This window comes from Chryseobacterium sp. C3 (assembly GCF_014218905.1).
Lineage (GTDB): Bacteria > Bacteroidota > Bacteroidia > Flavobacteriales > Weeksellaceae > Chryseobacterium > Chryseobacterium mucoviscidosis.
Window position 1 is genome coordinate 669,914 of the sequence record NZ_JACLCU010000002.1, and the last position, 16,132, is coordinate 686,045.

A 16,132-nucleotide genomic window follows, 5' to 3' on the forward strand; every position below is an offset into this window, starting at 1 on the left:
TTATGCCCAATATACTTCCTTTCCGGATAAATGCTTTATATCTCAATTCGCCTGAACAGGTTATTGGTCAGGATATCCGTTTTGAAAATATTCCGTGGATGAATACAGAGCGTCATGTCTTTGAAAATCCCAATGTTCCCCTCGAAACAAACTCGATTATTCCAAGGCCTTTTTCATGGGATAATTCCATTTATCTGGATAAGGGAGTTCATCTTCATTTTATTCTTCCTTCATTCTTTAAAAAATTTAATGATAAAGGAAATCTGCCAAAAGCTCCCAATCGTTGGTATATAAAAAGACAGCGTGATGGTGAGGAATGGGTTGTGGAAAGCGATTATATATGGAACGTTAACGATCCTAAACTGAATAAAAACAATACCTGTACCTACGCGGAAGAAGCAACAGATACTTTTCAGTTTGCATATGTGGGAAGAAAATATAAACTGAACGACTGGATCTATCAGACCAACGCTCAGACGAATTATTTAAAAAATCTCAGTGCTTTGGGATGGGGAAGTTTTTCATTCGATATTCATTATCCCAACTGCAGAAGTGTATTTGGATTTTATGATGAAGACGGAACAGAAAACGAAATATATCAGGTTATCGGATGGGTAGATCATTACGGACAAAACGCAGCCGAAGAATATATCGTTGCAGGTAATTTTCAGTTAAAATCCGGGGAAGCCACAGAAAATGAAGAATCCTTTGATGTTGCTGTTGCCAATACTTTGCCCGAGACACTTTCTGCATTAATCATCAATACCAATAACCCTGATCTTTCCAGGCAGGATCTTCAGAAACAGGAAGAACAGATTGCTTCAATCATTAATTTTGATGAACTGAAGGAGCTTAATCTGGACTGGATTTCCAGACTGAGGAATAAACAGCACGAGCAACAGTTTAATAAAACATCCGGAACAACAAAATATGTTCTGAATATTGTTATTTCTGATCAGGAGGATGCTGTTCAGGAATATGATGTAGACAGCAGTCTTTTGGATTTTGAGTTCAGCGGAAATGTGGCTTTACAGTATGAAAAGATAAAAGATAAGCTGAAAACCTTTCAGGAGTCTGCAAAATCCGATGAAATTCTTGCGGTTTGGGAAGGCGTTTCTTTACCGGATCTCCTCAATATTTCTTATACCGAAGTCTTGGAAGATGAGCTGGAAAATCTCAACAAAATACAAAACAGCTATGAGCTGGATACCTTCAGATTACAGGCTAAAATTGAAAGTCTGTACCTGCACTGGTCTACGTATTTAAATGCTTTATTTTTAAGCAAAGATAAAAACATCAATAAGCTTAAAGAAGATCTTAAACTGTTAATTTCACAGATCAGCATCTTAAAAGAAAAGCTGGGAAATACAAAAGACAAAGCTCTGAATGCAAAAGATTTATTTTCCGGAAAAATATCAGAACATTACACAAGATACCGCGATTATGCCCTCATTAAATTTCTACTGAAAGCAAAACAGACCGGAGAAACCATAAATGAAAAAGAACTCCGGAATCTCCTGCATCAGCGGTATAAAACAAGAATGATTCTGTCCAAAAAAAACAGAACCGATTATTACGAACCGCTGCCGCCAAGCGTTATTATTTCGTCTCCGAAAAAAAACAGCATTTTCAATCTTTTCAGCAATCCTTCTGCTCCGGAAGAAATACAGTCGGAAAAGAAAGAAAGCCGTCAGAATGTGCTCAATCTGGTCAGTTCTCAGGAAATCAGCACCAATCAGTGGCATACCTATAAAGTAGAATGGGAAAGTTTATTTCTGCCTAAAAAAGAAGGCCATTATCTGGCTTCCGATACTAATTTTACAGAAAATTTTTTACAGGACTCCTACATTTTGGATGAGCTTAATGCAGACTTAATAAAAGCCTATCCTTTGCATGATATTGCGTATATGCCGAATCCTAATATCTACTACGGGCATTCTTTTGTAAGCGATGAGGTTAAAGAATATGTAAAAGAAAAACTGGGCAAAAACCTTCTTCGTATTGATGAAAAAGACAACGCGGAATTAATAGAAAAAATAAAAATATTTCTTCAGAAACTGGAAGAAACTTCCTTGTTTGAACTTACCCTTTCAGATTTCAATAATTTAATGCTTCAGAGAAGCAATGGCTTGTCCGTCTTACCCCTCATTCCCAACGGATTTACAGATCATAAAGAGATGGCAAAAAGCATAGAAGATTTATGCAAAGAATATGGAAACAGTCTCGATCTTTTAACACCAAACAGATTATCCATATTCAATCCGTTCAGAAACGGAGCCTTTAAAATGAGCAGACTGAGAATTGTAGATTCTTTCGGAAGAAACAGAATCATCGAGCCGGAAAAAATAATCACCACCCACGTGCAGAAAATCGAAAATAAAGATAACTGGGTTGCACTGCCGCCAAGATATCTTCAGCCTTCTGCCGTAAGCACAAGATTTACCAGAACAGCAACAGAAGGAAAAAAATCTCCTGTCCTCGGATGGATGGTTCCGGTGTATCTTAATCAGCGGATAGAATTTTTCGATGCGCACGGAAAACATTTAGGGGCAGTAGACACAGAAGGAGCTTGGGAATCTTCCCCTTTTGATGCCGGTTTGGCTCAGGAAAACACAGACTATACAACAGTTGTTAGAAATCCTCATCTCAGAAGAATTATACACTGGATTATCGAAAGAATTGGCAAAACCAACAAAAAAGATCAGTTTATAAAGGAACTGCAGAGAACAATGGAGCATATTTCACCCGAAGATTATGCCAATCCGTCTCTGTTGGAAACCATCTCTTCCGTGCCTGTTGCGATTACTTTAGTGAACATCAATTTATTCACCAGAGGAGAAGCGTTGCATGACATCAGTTATTCAGAAAACATCACCATTAATACCTACAACAGCCAGAGAAAATACGATAAAGTGAAAATCCCGATGTCCATTGGAGATTTAAACCAGTATAACGACGGCGTTCTGGCTTACTGGCATTACCATCTGGAAAATAAAGAACAAAACGAAAGACTGGGTTTGAAAGCTTTGGAAAGCAAAATTTATTTTAATAATGATGCAGAAAAGAAAATAAGCCGTTTTTACTATTCTCTGAAAGATTTTCTGAAAGAAAACCCAATCGACGGAAGAGAAAAATGGAACGAAATTGAAGGTAAAACCATGTACAGCTCTTCAATAAGTTATAAAAATCAGGACAAAGAAAGCTTTCTGGCACTTAATGATACGCTGAATGCCTGCCAAAGATATCTTCTGATTCATCCTAAAGGAAACCTGAACATTAAAACAGGAATTTTACCAGAAAAGCGCATAAGACTGCCGTACAATGCCATTAAAAATGCTTTGAGAAGAATTGAACTTACGTTATTAACAGCGCCTGTTGTAACGCCCAAAGAAAACCTTCAGCTATCCCTTGCGAAAGATAATCGCTATCAGTGGTCGTGGATCGAACTGGAAAAAAAGAATAAAAAACAACCTTTATCTTCTGCAAATCCACCCTTAAAAAAACGGATGACCCAAAATTTAGCCATCGATTTTTCTCAGAATTTTGAATCCGAAACCTACTTACAGACACTGCTTTCAGAATTAAAAGAAGAACATATTTTAATTAATGAATTGAAGCCGTTTTTTCCGGAGGAAGATATCTATTTTATCGATAAAAATGAATTTCAGATACGAAATAATACAGAAAAATACAGCATAAGAAATGAATTTATTAACGATGGGGTAACCGGTAAAATCGGCAGAAGCGAAAACGTTAAATCCATGCAGATCGCTTTAGATTTTAATCAGTTTAAAAATAAAAAATATACAGCCCTCAAAGAATTTATCATTCGGGAAAAATATGTGATGAAGCAGGAAAACAATCTGCTGGGCGAAGAAATTTATTATTTAGACACTGAAAAAACAAAAACACTGAAAGAAAAAGACAATTCTGAATTAAACGATCCCGAAAAAGAACTGGCAGAACTTCTGTCAATGAAAACCTCCAATAAAATCATCACACTCAGAGAATTGTTGGGCAGACTGTACATTTTCACCACAGAAAACGCTTCAGCAATCATCAGAGAACGCTTTAAGCAAAGCCTCATCAATAAAAAAATCATTCAGGAATATCCCTTTTATCCGGAAGACCAGATCCATTTTGTAAACCGGGAAGAATGGGAAAAGATTAAAATAAAAGAAGATCCCGATGACGATGAAAAATTATTGCTGAAGCTGATTGAGAATACTTCCAAAGCCATTCTGGAGATCGGGGACTTTAATACCAACTCCGGAAACATTCCCCATCTTGTTTTAAAAGAAGGATGGCTGTCTATAAAATCTACTAAATTCTAAACATCATGGCAAAACTGTTATATTATTTTCCACTGGATAATTTAGTGAATAATGACATTGTTAATAATTACAAAACCCAGGTTCAGTCTGGTTTACAAAATAGTGCTTTAAATGTTGATTTTGATGAGTATAAAGGTTCTTATCTCAATTTTAAAGATAAAACCCTTTTAGAATTAACCTTTAAAAAAAGCATCGGTAAAGAAGGAACTTTAGTTAATTTCTTTTTTAACTATCATAAAAAAAACAGCAGCGAGGCTCTTAATCTCATCACCATCGGAGATAAAATACTGAGCGTCATCAAATCTAATAACAGAAACGCTGTCTCTTTTAAAAGTAACGTCAGAATAAACGATGAAGACTTCAGAATCCGGGAAAACCACTGGTTTAATGCCTCCGTTTATTATAATTCTTCAGGAAGTATAGAGCTTTATCTTACGGACGATAATTTCTTGGTGCTGAAAAAAGCCGTAATTTCATTTAACGATGCTGCAGAAGATCAGAACATCATTGTAGGAGGCAATAAAGACGGAGATCAGCTTCGCATTGCAGATCTGTCGGTATATCATGATGTTTCCAAAGATGAAATAGAAAACCTCGTTAACATATCTATCGGAAAACACCTTACCTTACTCTCAAAATCCACTTTAATTGATACTGTAAGCTTTGCTCTCAGCAACAATTCCGCTTTTGATAAACTGGTCATAGAAAATGATCCGAAACCTTTATCCTTCGAACTTCTTCCGGGAGAGATGACGATAGAAAGACAGGATAACAGTGCGGCAAAACTTAAAGTGAAAAAAGGCTTTTTTCAATATTCTGCTGTACAAGCAAACAATACCGAAGAATCAGACGATCTGCACATTTCCTTTGGCTTTAAAAATCAGAACACTGAAAATACAAATTTAACCGCAGTATTGAATGACCTTTCCATCGTGAACCGCTTAGATCAGGAAAGAATTTTAGTGCAGCTTGAAATGTATAATATAACACTTACCAAAGATGAATTCTCTAAAACCTATACAAAATCTCAGCCTCTCATCATCGATAAAGTTTTTGAAATAATGGATATAAGAGGAGAAAACGAAAGCCCTTTTGAAGTATTTATTCTGGGCAACGATACGTTGTACAATGGCACAGCAAACGAAGCACAGACCATAAGACTGGCAATAAGCAACACCACCGAGCTGGATCTTAAGCTGTCGGAAAACAGCGGTTTCAGGATTACAGGCAACTTTTTTACCATCCTCGAAAATGATGCAAAACAAACCAACAATACCAAATTGCTGGAACACCAGACCTTCACGACCATACCTGCAAAACCCAAATCTACAGACAACGACTTCCTGTGTTTTCAGAAAGAATACCTGCTGAAAAAAGGAACATCCATTATTATGGAAATATCGGGATTAAAAGCAAAACAATCTGCCCCTGCAAATCCGTCCGGTGCATATCCTTTCTATCTCGAATACAAAAATATTCCTGGCTACAGAAACGGAAAGATGAAATTCCACATCAAAACAGGCAAAATCTTTTACTCACTCTAAAGCATTAAAATCATGGCAGAAAATTTAAACATCAAAGACTTTAAAGCGAATGAAGCAGACATTGAAAAGCTTACTTCCGGAAAAGCAACCATTAATGCTTTGGATTCTCAGAATACAGTCATCAGTACTTTAACAGCAGATCTCATTAAGCTGAAAAACCAGATAGAATTACTTAATGAGGAGCTTAAAATTATGAAAGGATCAAAAGAACTGGTGAAGATCACTTCCGGCAGAACCGATGTCAACAACTCTTTATATACCAATAACGAACTGGTTTCTTTACCGGTAGGAGCCATCGTTGCATTTTACGGAACCACGCTTCCCGAAGGCTGGGCTTTTTGCGACGGCTTTAATAACACTCCGGATCTTAGAGGAAGCTTTATTCTCGGGAACTCCGGAATCGGCCAGAAAAACAGTCAGGTTTACAACAGGTCTAATACCATTACACTAAGCGAAAAAAATATTCCGCGGGTTTGGAGTACCGTTACCACAAAATATTATAAAGTAGAAGCCGGAACAGGCGGAAATAATTTTGATTTTTTAGGAACGAAAGCTACTTCCAGAAATCAGACTATTTACAGAGAAAACAGTTGGTGTACAGACGAAAATATAGCCACAGAATTTGCGATCGGTCATGAAACTCCAACGCCGGTGGAAGTCCCGAATCCACAGCACGTAAAATTAGCTTATATCATGAAAATAAGATAATGATTTTAAGAAAAAACTGAATCTTTATAATATGATCCGCGAAAACCATCAAACAGCTTTACATCATGGAAAAACCGTCATTATCAAAAGCTGATATTCAGCTTGAGCTTGATGTCTCAATAAAAAAGATTGATTTTAAAATTACAGGAAACAGAACGAAAATTGGTGATGACGTTTCCGTAACTTCTTTGGTTGGTCAGTTGCCGGATGTTTCAAAAAATATTTCCGGACTTCTGGAAGACGAAGGCGATGTAAAAGACATTATCATTCCTTTTGTACCGGAAAAACTTAATTTCGGGATCTATAAAATCTCAGACGATACAGAAAGCCTTACCGCTTTTCAACTGGAAGCAAAATATCCATACCTAAAGCTTAAAGGTGTATTTTCTAAAGAGTTTAAACTGTTTTCAGTAGCCATTAACCAAGCCATCAGTTTTTCAAAAATGCCTTTAGTGGGAGAGTATCTTAAAGAATATGCAATTTCAGATCTTGAACTCGTGTATCTTTCGCAGAAGGAAAGTTCATTAACGCCTGATCGGGAGAAATTAATCAGCCTTTCAAAGAAAAATTTCATCAGTCAGAAAATCTGGATAAACAATGATAAGTTGTTTCTCAACGTGGGATTCAATGCAGGATTGATTTTAAAAACAGGAAACGAAGAACAGAAAATTACCTTTCCCGGTTTTGATCTTAAAGGCATAAAAGTTCCTTCGCTCCCGGCTTCAGAACCCGCAAAAAAACAAAATTCCGGGGCTTCAGGAAATACTCAGCAGGAAAAAGAGAAACAGCATCCGTTGGTAAAAATTAATGAGATAAAACCCTCCATCGAAAAAAATCTCATACAGATTGCGGTATCAGCAGATTTCAATGTCGGGCCATTTGGTTTGCAGTTGGTAGGCTTGGGAATTAAAGTTCCTTTTACGGTTTTTCAGAACTTCAGTCTGGAAAAATTATGGAAGGAGCTTCAGTTTACTTTGCAGGGACTTGCCATAATCTATGATTCCCCTTCACTTTCTATCGCAGGAGCATTTTTAAGAGAAATACACCACGGAACGGAAGAATACAATGGTTTATTAACCTTCAGATTGGGTAAAATTGAAATAATAGCCATTGGATCTTACATCAAAACGCCAAACTATTCTTCATTATTCGCATTCGGATATTTGGGCATTCCCATACCTTTAGATCCTGCTTTTTACATCCACGGATTTGCTTTGGGATTTGGATTAAACCGAGACTTTGTAATGCCTCAGATTACCGAGATTCCGGATTTTCCCCTCATTAAAATCGTTCATCAGGGAGGTTTAAAACAGGGAGATTCTATTAAAAAGATTTTTGGCGATTTAAACCGTTATTTGCCTGTTCGCGAAAACAGTTATATAATTATTGCAGGAATTAAATTTGATTCCTACAAAATGATTTTTACTACAGGAATACTTGCAGTAGCTTTCGGAAATAAAACGTCTTTACATCTTTTGGGCTTATCTACCATGAAGCTGGAGGGAGTTTATTATTTTGAATTCGCATTTTCCATGCGCGCAGATCTGGAAGAAGGAACCTTTCTCGCACAGGGACAACTCACGGAGAACAACTATATATTGTTGCCTCAACTGAAATTAACAGGCGGTTTTGCTTTAGGAATGTGGCTGAAAGGAGAAACTGCAGGAGACTTCGTATTTACTCTGGGAGGGTATCATCCCAATTTTAAAGTTCCCGTTCACTATCCCAATAATACACCGCGTTTAGGATTCAGCTTTAATCTGGGACCTGTTAATTTTTACGGTAAAGCCTATTTTGCTTTAACACCAAGCTGCATTATGGCAGGTCTTGCAGGAGGTTTGAATCTTATCCTGAACGGTCGCGTGGTGTATGCAGAAATAGGACTTCTCTTCAGTGCTGATTTCATTATTTCATGGAAGCCTTTTTATTACAAAGCAGAAGTATATGTTCAGATCTATGCTAAAATAGTGGTGGATGTATGGCTTTTTAGCATCAATCAGACATTTAATCTGAGTGCCAGATTACAACTGGAAGGACCGGATTTCAGAGGATTGGCGACTTTTAAAGTGGCGGGTTATGAACTGGAAGTTAAATTCGGCAACCATCAGAAATCTATTAATACTGCATTAACCAGAGAAGAATTCATTGCCGGCTTTTTACCCGAACCTGCAAAAATTCTGGTCTGCAATATTGCATCAGGAATCATAAAAAAAATAAAGAGAAAGGACGGAACAGAATCTATTGTGGTTAATCCGAAAACATTTGCGTTAGAAATCTTTTCCGAAATTCCGTTTACAGAAATCAATGGAGATCAACTGACTGCCGAAAGTGTAAAAAAGGAGAATATCTATCCTGTTTACAAAGATTCTGCTCCGTTAGACAGCAAACTCCGGTTATCGGTTACAGGAGCCGTTTCGCACTTTTCCTCCTTTCAGGTTTCTCCGGTGCTGAAATCGCTTCCCAAGTCCATTTGGAATCACACAAATACAATTCCGGATCAGGAAGAAATATTATCCGGTTCAAAATTGCTGAAAGAAATATGCAAAGGCATTCGTTTGGAGTTTTCTAAAACAGAATCCGGAATTAATCCTGTTACCACATCTTTATACGATACCTGTGCCAAAACCTATCGGGATGATTTTACATCATCGGAAGCAAAACACAATCAAAATTCTGCACAGCCGGATAAAAGCATGATGACTGTTTTAGGAATTTTAAATGAAGAGGAAATCGACTATTCCGATCTGGAAAATACCACGGAAGTTTACAAATACAAAGGAAAATCTTTAGGAACCTATCAAATCGCTTAAAATGGCAGAAGAAAAAACAGGCATTGCTCCGTCGCATATCCCCACAGTAGGATCAGGAAAATACCAGATTAAGACTGATCTTCAGAATAATCTCACCACAGTTCAGCAACAGGAGATTGTTTTTTATGTAGAAGGTTACAACGCTGCTATTCCTCAGAATGAAATACTGGCAATGTATCCTCCCAATGAACATACAGGCGATTTTGCAGGAGCTTTTCCGCATGTACAGTTCAGGAGAAGTACTCTGCCTTGGGAATTTGACTGTCAATATAAAGGAAACAGAATTCCCTACATTTTTTTGGTTTTGCTGAAAGAAGAAGAACTGGCTTCCGGAGATTTTGAAATACTGGAAAGCGATACCAACCATCTTAATGATTCACTGGAAGACATTGCGGAACCCAAACCACTAAAAATTCTTAATCTTTTAAAAGGAAGCCGCGAAATTTTTCCGTCTATGGATTTTGTTTCGCAGCTCGCGCACGTAAGAGTTCAGGAACATGAAGAACTGAAAAAGCTGAATCTTCCTGAAGAAACTTCCATTGTAATCTCTCACAGAAGGGTAGAACCGGATACCAAATATAAAGTATTCGTCTGTTATTATTCTGCTGAAGTAAACAATCAGGAAAAAGAAAAATATCAGTTAAATAATTTCAGCGGAGCAAATGGATATGAAAAGACAAAATCCTGCGTTGTTTTAGCAGAATGGTCTTTTGAAAGCATCAGTGCAGATCTTTATCAGATTAATATCAATAGGCTGAAAGAACATCCTGATTTCAATACGTTTCAGAAAGGCTTAGCCGATTCGGAAGTTTTAACTTTGGAAGAATTGAAAAAAGCAGCCAATCCTGAACTTGCCCGGTTAATATCCGAGAATGAAGCCTATTTAAAAGCTCGTAAACAAGAATGGGAAAAACTGCCGAAACCAAAATCCGTCCGCGATTTTGAAGAAACTGAAAACAGGAAAAAAGAGCAGAATAATTACATCCTTGAATATTTAAGATACAACGGTAAAAACTTAAAAGGTTATCTGTATGAATTACAGCTTCAGCCTTTTAAAATGACCATGAATGTGGAGCATGAAGCGGTAAGAAAATTAATTGATCTTGCAAAAATACCGCTTGAACATCAACTGAAAGCAGGAGGAAAAATCGTTTCATGGTATCAGGGACCTTTTACCAACTGGAATTATTCATTCGATCTTTATGGTTGGATACAGGAAAGGGGATGGACGGATGTTCCGGATCATCACGATTATCTTAATCTTTTGAATGAAGATACGAAGATGTACGACATGACCTATTCTGCGGCATGGCAACTCGGCAGATTAATGATTATGAATGACAATAAGGTTCTTCAGGAGCTGAAAAAATGGAAGAACGATCTGGAAATACATCATCTGCTAAAGGAACAAAACCAATACAGTTATCTGCCTGCTTTAGTAACGCAGGCTCCTGCTGTTCCGGATTTGCTGCTGAATTATATTACAGGATTAATGCAGTTCAGAAATTTTCCTGTTTATTACCTTCTTCCTCATCCGGATCTGAGTACGGAGGAAAGCATTAAATATTTTAAAATTGACAATTCGTGGATTACCGCTTTTTTATTCGGAATTTTCAGTGCGGGTCCTCAATTGCGTCTGACAGATTTTGAAGAATACATTATGCAGAATAACGCCCTGAAAAATGTATTTGATTATCATGCATCGTATTACGGAATTCTGCTGCATTCACAGACCATTAAAAACTGGCCGCATCTGGTGATCGAACTAAATGAAAGCAGCGATTTTCATTACATTACAACAATTAATGATACTTTGCGTCTGTATATAACCGACCGGAAATTTTCTGATATTGATCTCTATCTTAAGCATGAAAACGCCCATTTCGGAAAAGAATATAACGCAGAAGAAAATCAGTTCATTGGTTTGAAAGATGGCGGCGTACAACTGGCAAATGAATATCTGTACAGGCAGCCCAAATTACGAATGCATCTTAACGTGAGTTCAGTGTAGGATTATAAACAGGAATGGGCATTCGTCAATTTTAATTAATAGAAGTAAACAGGCTTTAGTCAAGATTAATGCTAAAGCCTGTTTTCAAAATACTGTTTTGTTTTAACTTCCTCTGTATGTGGAATATCCATAAGGAGAAAGCGTGATGGGAACATGATAATGATTTTTATCCTTAATTTCAAACACGACCTCAACAAAAGGATAAAAGCTTTCGGTATTGTCTTTTTTGAAATAATCTTTCGTGTAGTACGTTAATTTGAAAATGCCCAGATTTTCTTTTTCTGCCGGAAGAAAATCAGGAATTCTGCCGTTTGTATCTGTACTTTTCTCATCCACAAAAGACCATGTTTTCGATTGCTCATTGTACTTTTCCAGCTTAATTTTAACTCCCGGAGCAGGAATTCCTTTTGAAACATCCAGAATGTGAGTGGATAGCTGAAAATTATTTTTCTGTGCAGAAGCTCCTATCGACAAAAGAGCGAAAAGAATGCTAAAAATTAATGATTTCATTTTTCTATATTTTAAATTACTTCGATGTCTTGCAAAGTTAGACACCCAAAAAATTAAAAACGTTGACATAGAGCAACGTTTTTACAGTTTCGATTTTATTCTGCTTAAGGTAGAAGGAGAAATTCCCAGATAAGAAGCAACCATCCTGTTGGATACCCGAAGCAAAAGCTGCGGCTGATATTCGATCAGCCATTTTACTCTTTCCAAAGCATCAAAACCCTGAAATCCATAAATCCTCTTTTGGGCAATGATGAATCCGAGTTCCAGAATTTCGGTATAGATTTTGGCAAATTCGGGTACATTTTCTACGAGAAGATAAAAATCTTTCCTCGAAATGCGGAGCAGCTCCGATTTTTCTATGGTCTGAAGATATTCCTGTGCCGGTTTCTGATCGATAAAACTGGGCAAAGCAGTCGCAAAATTTCCTTCAAAAGCAAAATATCTTGAACTGTCTGTTCCGTCTTTGGTGGTTGTAAACAGACGGATGCATCCTTTATTGATGAAGTAATACCATTTGCATACCTCATCATATTGGAGAAGTATTTCGTTTCGTTTTGTGTTCACCGGCTGAAAACACGAAGTTATGATCTCTATCTTTTCGGAAGAGATTTCGCCTTTGCTCCGGATAAATTTTTCAAGAACTGAATACATGAAATATGATGTTTACGATACGAATATGATCGAAGAATGTTCAACCTAAATTTTAATTAAATCTACCACAAAAAAGTCTACTTTCATATACACTTTTCGAACTGATGTCAAAAATTAAGCCCAAAATAAAACAAAAAACTTGTTTAAACTAATTTCAGAATTAAGCGCAAAAGGGACAAAAGATGATGTTAAAGCGAATTTCCAAGATAATCAAAGCGCTCAAAAGAATAAAAATCAAAGATTTTTAAAAACTATTGAGTTCTTTTTCATTTATAATGATCAACTTTAAATAAAAAATTTAACAGATCTTTTGTTATTTTTGCGGTTAAATAAAAGTTTAAACAGACTTAAAAGTAAAACTTCAAACAGGGAGTGTTATTTTTCTTTTTTTTCGTAAAAGTTCAGCTAGGCTAAAACAAGATTCAGCTCAAATCTTCACAGAGTTTAAAATTCATACTTTTTTTGTTGGCAGAATTTCTCGGCTTGATGTAAATTTGATTAATTTAACTGAAAATAAATTATGGCAAAGCTATTTCAGATTTTAAATGCAGTTGCTTTGGTGGCAACCATTGTGGTAAACTATCTTTCCAACACCGGAATTTTTAATAATGAAACAATGGCTACTATTTCAGCCAGATATCAGAACCTGTTTACTCCTGCAGGATACGCCTTTTCCATTTGGGGACTGATTTATCTCGGGCTTTTAGGGTTTGTTATATATTACGGCCCGTTTACGAAAAATACCGATACCAAAGAAAAGACTATTTTAAATGTCGGTTGGTGGTTTACCGTTTCCTGCGCGGCAAACAGCCTTTGGATATTTACGTGGCTGTATGAATATACTTTTCTTACGATTCCAATTATGGTGGTTTTATTCATATCTCTGCTTAAAATTATAGGAAATAACCGTAGTATTTTAGAATCTAAAGATCTTAAGACAACAATTTTCCTTCGTTTGCCTTTTTATATTTATTCGGGCTGGATTTCTGTAGCTTTAATTGCCGATATAGCAGCTTATCTTAAAAAAATACAGTGGTCCGGCTTTGGAATTTCAGAAACTGTGTGGACGGTGATTATGTTTGCCGTTGCAGCCATTATTCATTTGTATATGGTTTGGAAACAGAAGATGGGAGCTTTTGCTTTGGTGGCAGTCTGGGCATTAATTGCTATTGCGGTAGCCAATCAGCATGCCAACCAGACCGTTTATATTGCGGCAATCATCACAGCGATCGTTATTTTTGTGAATGTCTTTTTTCAGATGTTTAGAAAGAGAACTGCACTGTGACAATGAATCATTGTCTGTAAAATTTATGCTTTAAAATTGATAATGTAATTGACAGACTTTCTCAAAACAGTTTTATAAGCGTAATATCATTTCTCTAAAAATCATTCAATATCAGCAGAATTAAATTCTGTTTTAAATACATTTTAATTAAAAATTTAAATCACAATACTTAATGTTAATTCATTTTACCAATCAGCAGATAGCCGAAACAGAAGAAAGGAAAAGAACGGCACTCGTTAATTCTTTAAGCGGCTTCAAAAGTCTTAATTTAATTGGAACCGCAAATAAGGATGGGCAAACCAATCTGGCTGTCTTTAATTCTGTAATGCACATTGGCGCGAATCCTCCTTTAATGGGGTTTATTTCCCGACCGGATTCCGTTGAAAGACATACGCTGGAAAATATACAACAGACAGGTTATTACACCATTAATCATGTAAATAAAGATATTTTTGAAAAAGCACACCAGACATCGGCAAGATACAAGCGTGAACAGTCAGAATTTGATGCTTCCGGACTAACTGCTGAATACAGAAATAATTTTTCAGCACCTTTTGTGAAAGAGTCGAATATACAAATGGGATTAATCCTGAAAGAAATTGTTTCTGTAAAAAGCAACGGTACACACTTAATTGTCGGCGAAATTACAGACTTATATTTCCCTGAAGAGATCTGGGAAGAAACAGGAATCTTGGATATTGAAAAGGCAGGAACAGTTGCCGGTTCCTCTCTCGACGGCTATCACACAACCCAATTACTTAAAAGAATGAAATACGCGAAACCTTCGTAATGTTATTTCGTACATAACATAAAACATAAAAAAACGGTTAAATATGGCAAGGATATATCAGACAGCTTCATTAGGAGAAGCACAGGTAAGGGTTGCAGTCGTAAACAGCAGAGAAGAGGCAGATTTATTAGTTTGCAGAGTTCCCTCATGGGGTTTGGCTCATGGTGATGCTCGTTGGTATATCACACGAAACAAACAGGATGCTACCTGTGTTATTTCTTTAGTTTCTGAAGGAATGGCACAAGTTAAAATATGCTTTGTAGACATATATGGTGAGGCTGGATGGCAGAAAGAAAGTCGGTGTAAAAATAAATTTGGCTGAAAAAAAGACGTACATGATTTACCATGTACGTCTAAAGATAAACTGTATAAAAAAAATATTGTTAAAATATCCTATGCTCTCAAGAGCAATAACAACTTGTTTTAGTAGTAATAACCGATATCATCCATGTATATCGTATTTGTATTTCCGGTGTTATTATTGAATACAACATTCATTGTAGAAGGTGCTGAAGATAACCCGAAAGACGCCCACGGAATTTCAAAATATTGATATTCTGTTCCTACACTTATAGATGGAGTAGTTCCCCAACTGTAATTTAAAATAAGACGTAATCCACTATTTATTGCAGAGGTAGATTTTATATAAAACCGAATTCCTTTTGCAGTGGACGGTATAGATGGACTGTTATCGATCTGGAATGCAGACCATGCTTTTACATCCCATTTTATTGCTTTTTCTCCCTGTTTAACGTTTGCGGGATCTGTATTGTATGCCGTATCATAAGTATCTCCTGCCCATGTAGCATTAGAAATACCGCCAAAGAAAGCATCATCATAAACAGAAGTACCTATCTGAGAGTTGTACGTAACAGTTCCTGATAAAGTAGTTACAGACACCTTTTTACCCTGCGATCCTGCGGGAAGAGTTGCAACAATATGGGTAAGATCGTAAGAAACAATAGCTGCATCCGTATTGCCTACTTTCACTGTCGGATTAACGAAATAGTTCCCTTTAAGAGTAATATTGGTTCCGTCGGCAGCGTTGATGCTTTGGAATCCGTTAAAAATCGGAGACGGTGGAGCAATGACAAAATCATACTCAACAGTTCCGGTTGCGGTCACTAATTTTAATTTATTACTTCCGTTAACATAAGGGGTATTGATATTGATGGTAATAATGATCGCATTGTCTGTAACCAGATTAGGATTAAAGGTAGACTCATAATCATTAAAATAGATATGTCTGAGACTGGCAAAACCGGAACCTTTAATAACATAAGTATTAGACGGATAACCGATATGGGTGCTTACCAAAGGATCTACAGGCTTGTTGTTGGCATCTACCGATGCAGAAACCAGTTCGATAACAGGAGTTGTCCCCTTCATATCATCATCCTCGTTGTTACAGGACTGTACAGAAAGCAAACCGATGATAGGAATGAGCCATGCCAATAATTTCGTATAAAATATTTTATTTTTCATTTTC

At 36.7% G+C, this 16,132-nt stretch carries 11 protein-coding genes; 8 read left to right on the plus strand and 3 right to left on the minus strand.

Going from position 1 to position 16,132, the window contains the following annotated elements; translation table 11 throughout:
* Positions 1–2 precede the first annotated feature (2 nt).
* The 5 genes from H6W53_RS06845 (at position 3) to H6W53_RS06865 (ending at position 11,407) form a co-directional block, all read left to right on the plus strand.
* Positions 3–4,334, plus strand: a complete 4,332-nt coding sequence (locus H6W53_RS06845) for a hypothetical protein (protein ID WP_185205440.1) — start codon at positions 3–5, stop codon at positions 4,332–4,334.
* Positions 4,335–4,339: 5 nt separating this feature from the next.
* On the plus strand, positions 4,340–5,878 hold the full coding sequence (locus H6W53_RS06850; protein ID WP_185205443.1) for a hypothetical protein: 1,539 nt from the start codon (positions 4,340–4,342) through the stop codon (positions 5,876–5,878).
* A 12-nt stretch (positions 5,879–5,890) separates the two neighbouring features.
* Complete coding sequence (locus H6W53_RS06855) at positions 5,891–6,586, plus strand: phage tail protein (RefSeq protein WP_076395908.1); 696 nt, start codon at positions 5,891–5,893, stop codon at positions 6,584–6,586.
* Between the two features lie 65 nt (positions 6,587–6,651).
* Positions 6,652–9,396, plus strand: a complete 2,745-nt coding sequence (locus H6W53_RS06860; RefSeq protein ID WP_185205445.1) for a DUF6603 domain-containing protein — start codon at positions 6,652–6,654, stop codon at positions 9,394–9,396.
* Position 9,397: 1 nt separating this feature from the next.
* The gene (locus H6W53_RS06865; RefSeq protein WP_185205447.1) at positions 9,398–11,407 is read left to right on the plus strand and encodes a hypothetical protein; all 2,010 of its coding nucleotides are present in this window, start codon (positions 9,398–9,400) and stop codon (positions 11,405–11,407) included.
* A gap of 102 nt (positions 11,408–11,509) precedes the next feature.
* On the opposite strand, the gene uraH is transcribed toward H6W53_RS06865, so the two are convergent.
* On the minus strand, positions 11,510–11,917 hold the full coding sequence (gene uraH / locus H6W53_RS06870; protein ID WP_185205457.1) for a hydroxyisourate hydrolase: 408 nt from the start codon (positions 11,915–11,917) through the stop codon (positions 11,510–11,512).
* 81 nt (positions 11,918–11,998) lie between these two features.
* Complete coding sequence (locus tag H6W53_RS06875) at positions 11,999–12,568, minus strand: Crp/Fnr family transcriptional regulator (protein ID WP_076395915.1); 570 nt, start codon at positions 12,566–12,568, stop codon at positions 11,999–12,001.
* A 520-nt stretch (positions 12,569–13,088) separates the two neighbouring features.
* On the opposite strand from H6W53_RS06875, the gene H6W53_RS06880 reads away from it, so the two are divergent.
* The 3 genes from H6W53_RS06880 (at position 13,089) to H6W53_RS06890 (ending at position 14,965) form a co-directional block, all read left to right on the plus strand.
* Positions 13,089–13,853, plus strand: a complete 765-nt coding sequence (locus H6W53_RS06880) for a tryptophan-rich sensory protein (RefSeq protein ID WP_185205460.1) — start codon at positions 13,089–13,091, stop codon at positions 13,851–13,853.
* Between the two features lie 172 nt (positions 13,854–14,025).
* On the plus strand, positions 14,026–14,643 hold the full coding sequence (locus H6W53_RS06885; RefSeq protein WP_194304449.1) for a flavin reductase family protein: 618 nt from the start codon (positions 14,026–14,028) through the stop codon (positions 14,641–14,643).
* 43 nt (positions 14,644–14,686) lie between these two features.
* Positions 14,687–14,965, plus strand: a complete 279-nt coding sequence (locus H6W53_RS06890) for a DUF6150 family protein (RefSeq protein ID WP_185205462.1) — start codon at positions 14,687–14,689, stop codon at positions 14,963–14,965.
* A 101-nt stretch (positions 14,966–15,066) separates the two neighbouring features.
* On the opposite strand, the gene H6W53_RS06895 is transcribed toward H6W53_RS06890, so the two are convergent.
* On the minus strand, positions 15,067–16,128 hold the full coding sequence (locus tag H6W53_RS06895; RefSeq protein ID WP_185205464.1) for an IPT/TIG domain-containing protein: 1,062 nt from the start codon (positions 16,126–16,128) through the stop codon (positions 15,067–15,069).
* Between the last annotated feature and the right edge of the window lie 4 nt (positions 16,129–16,132).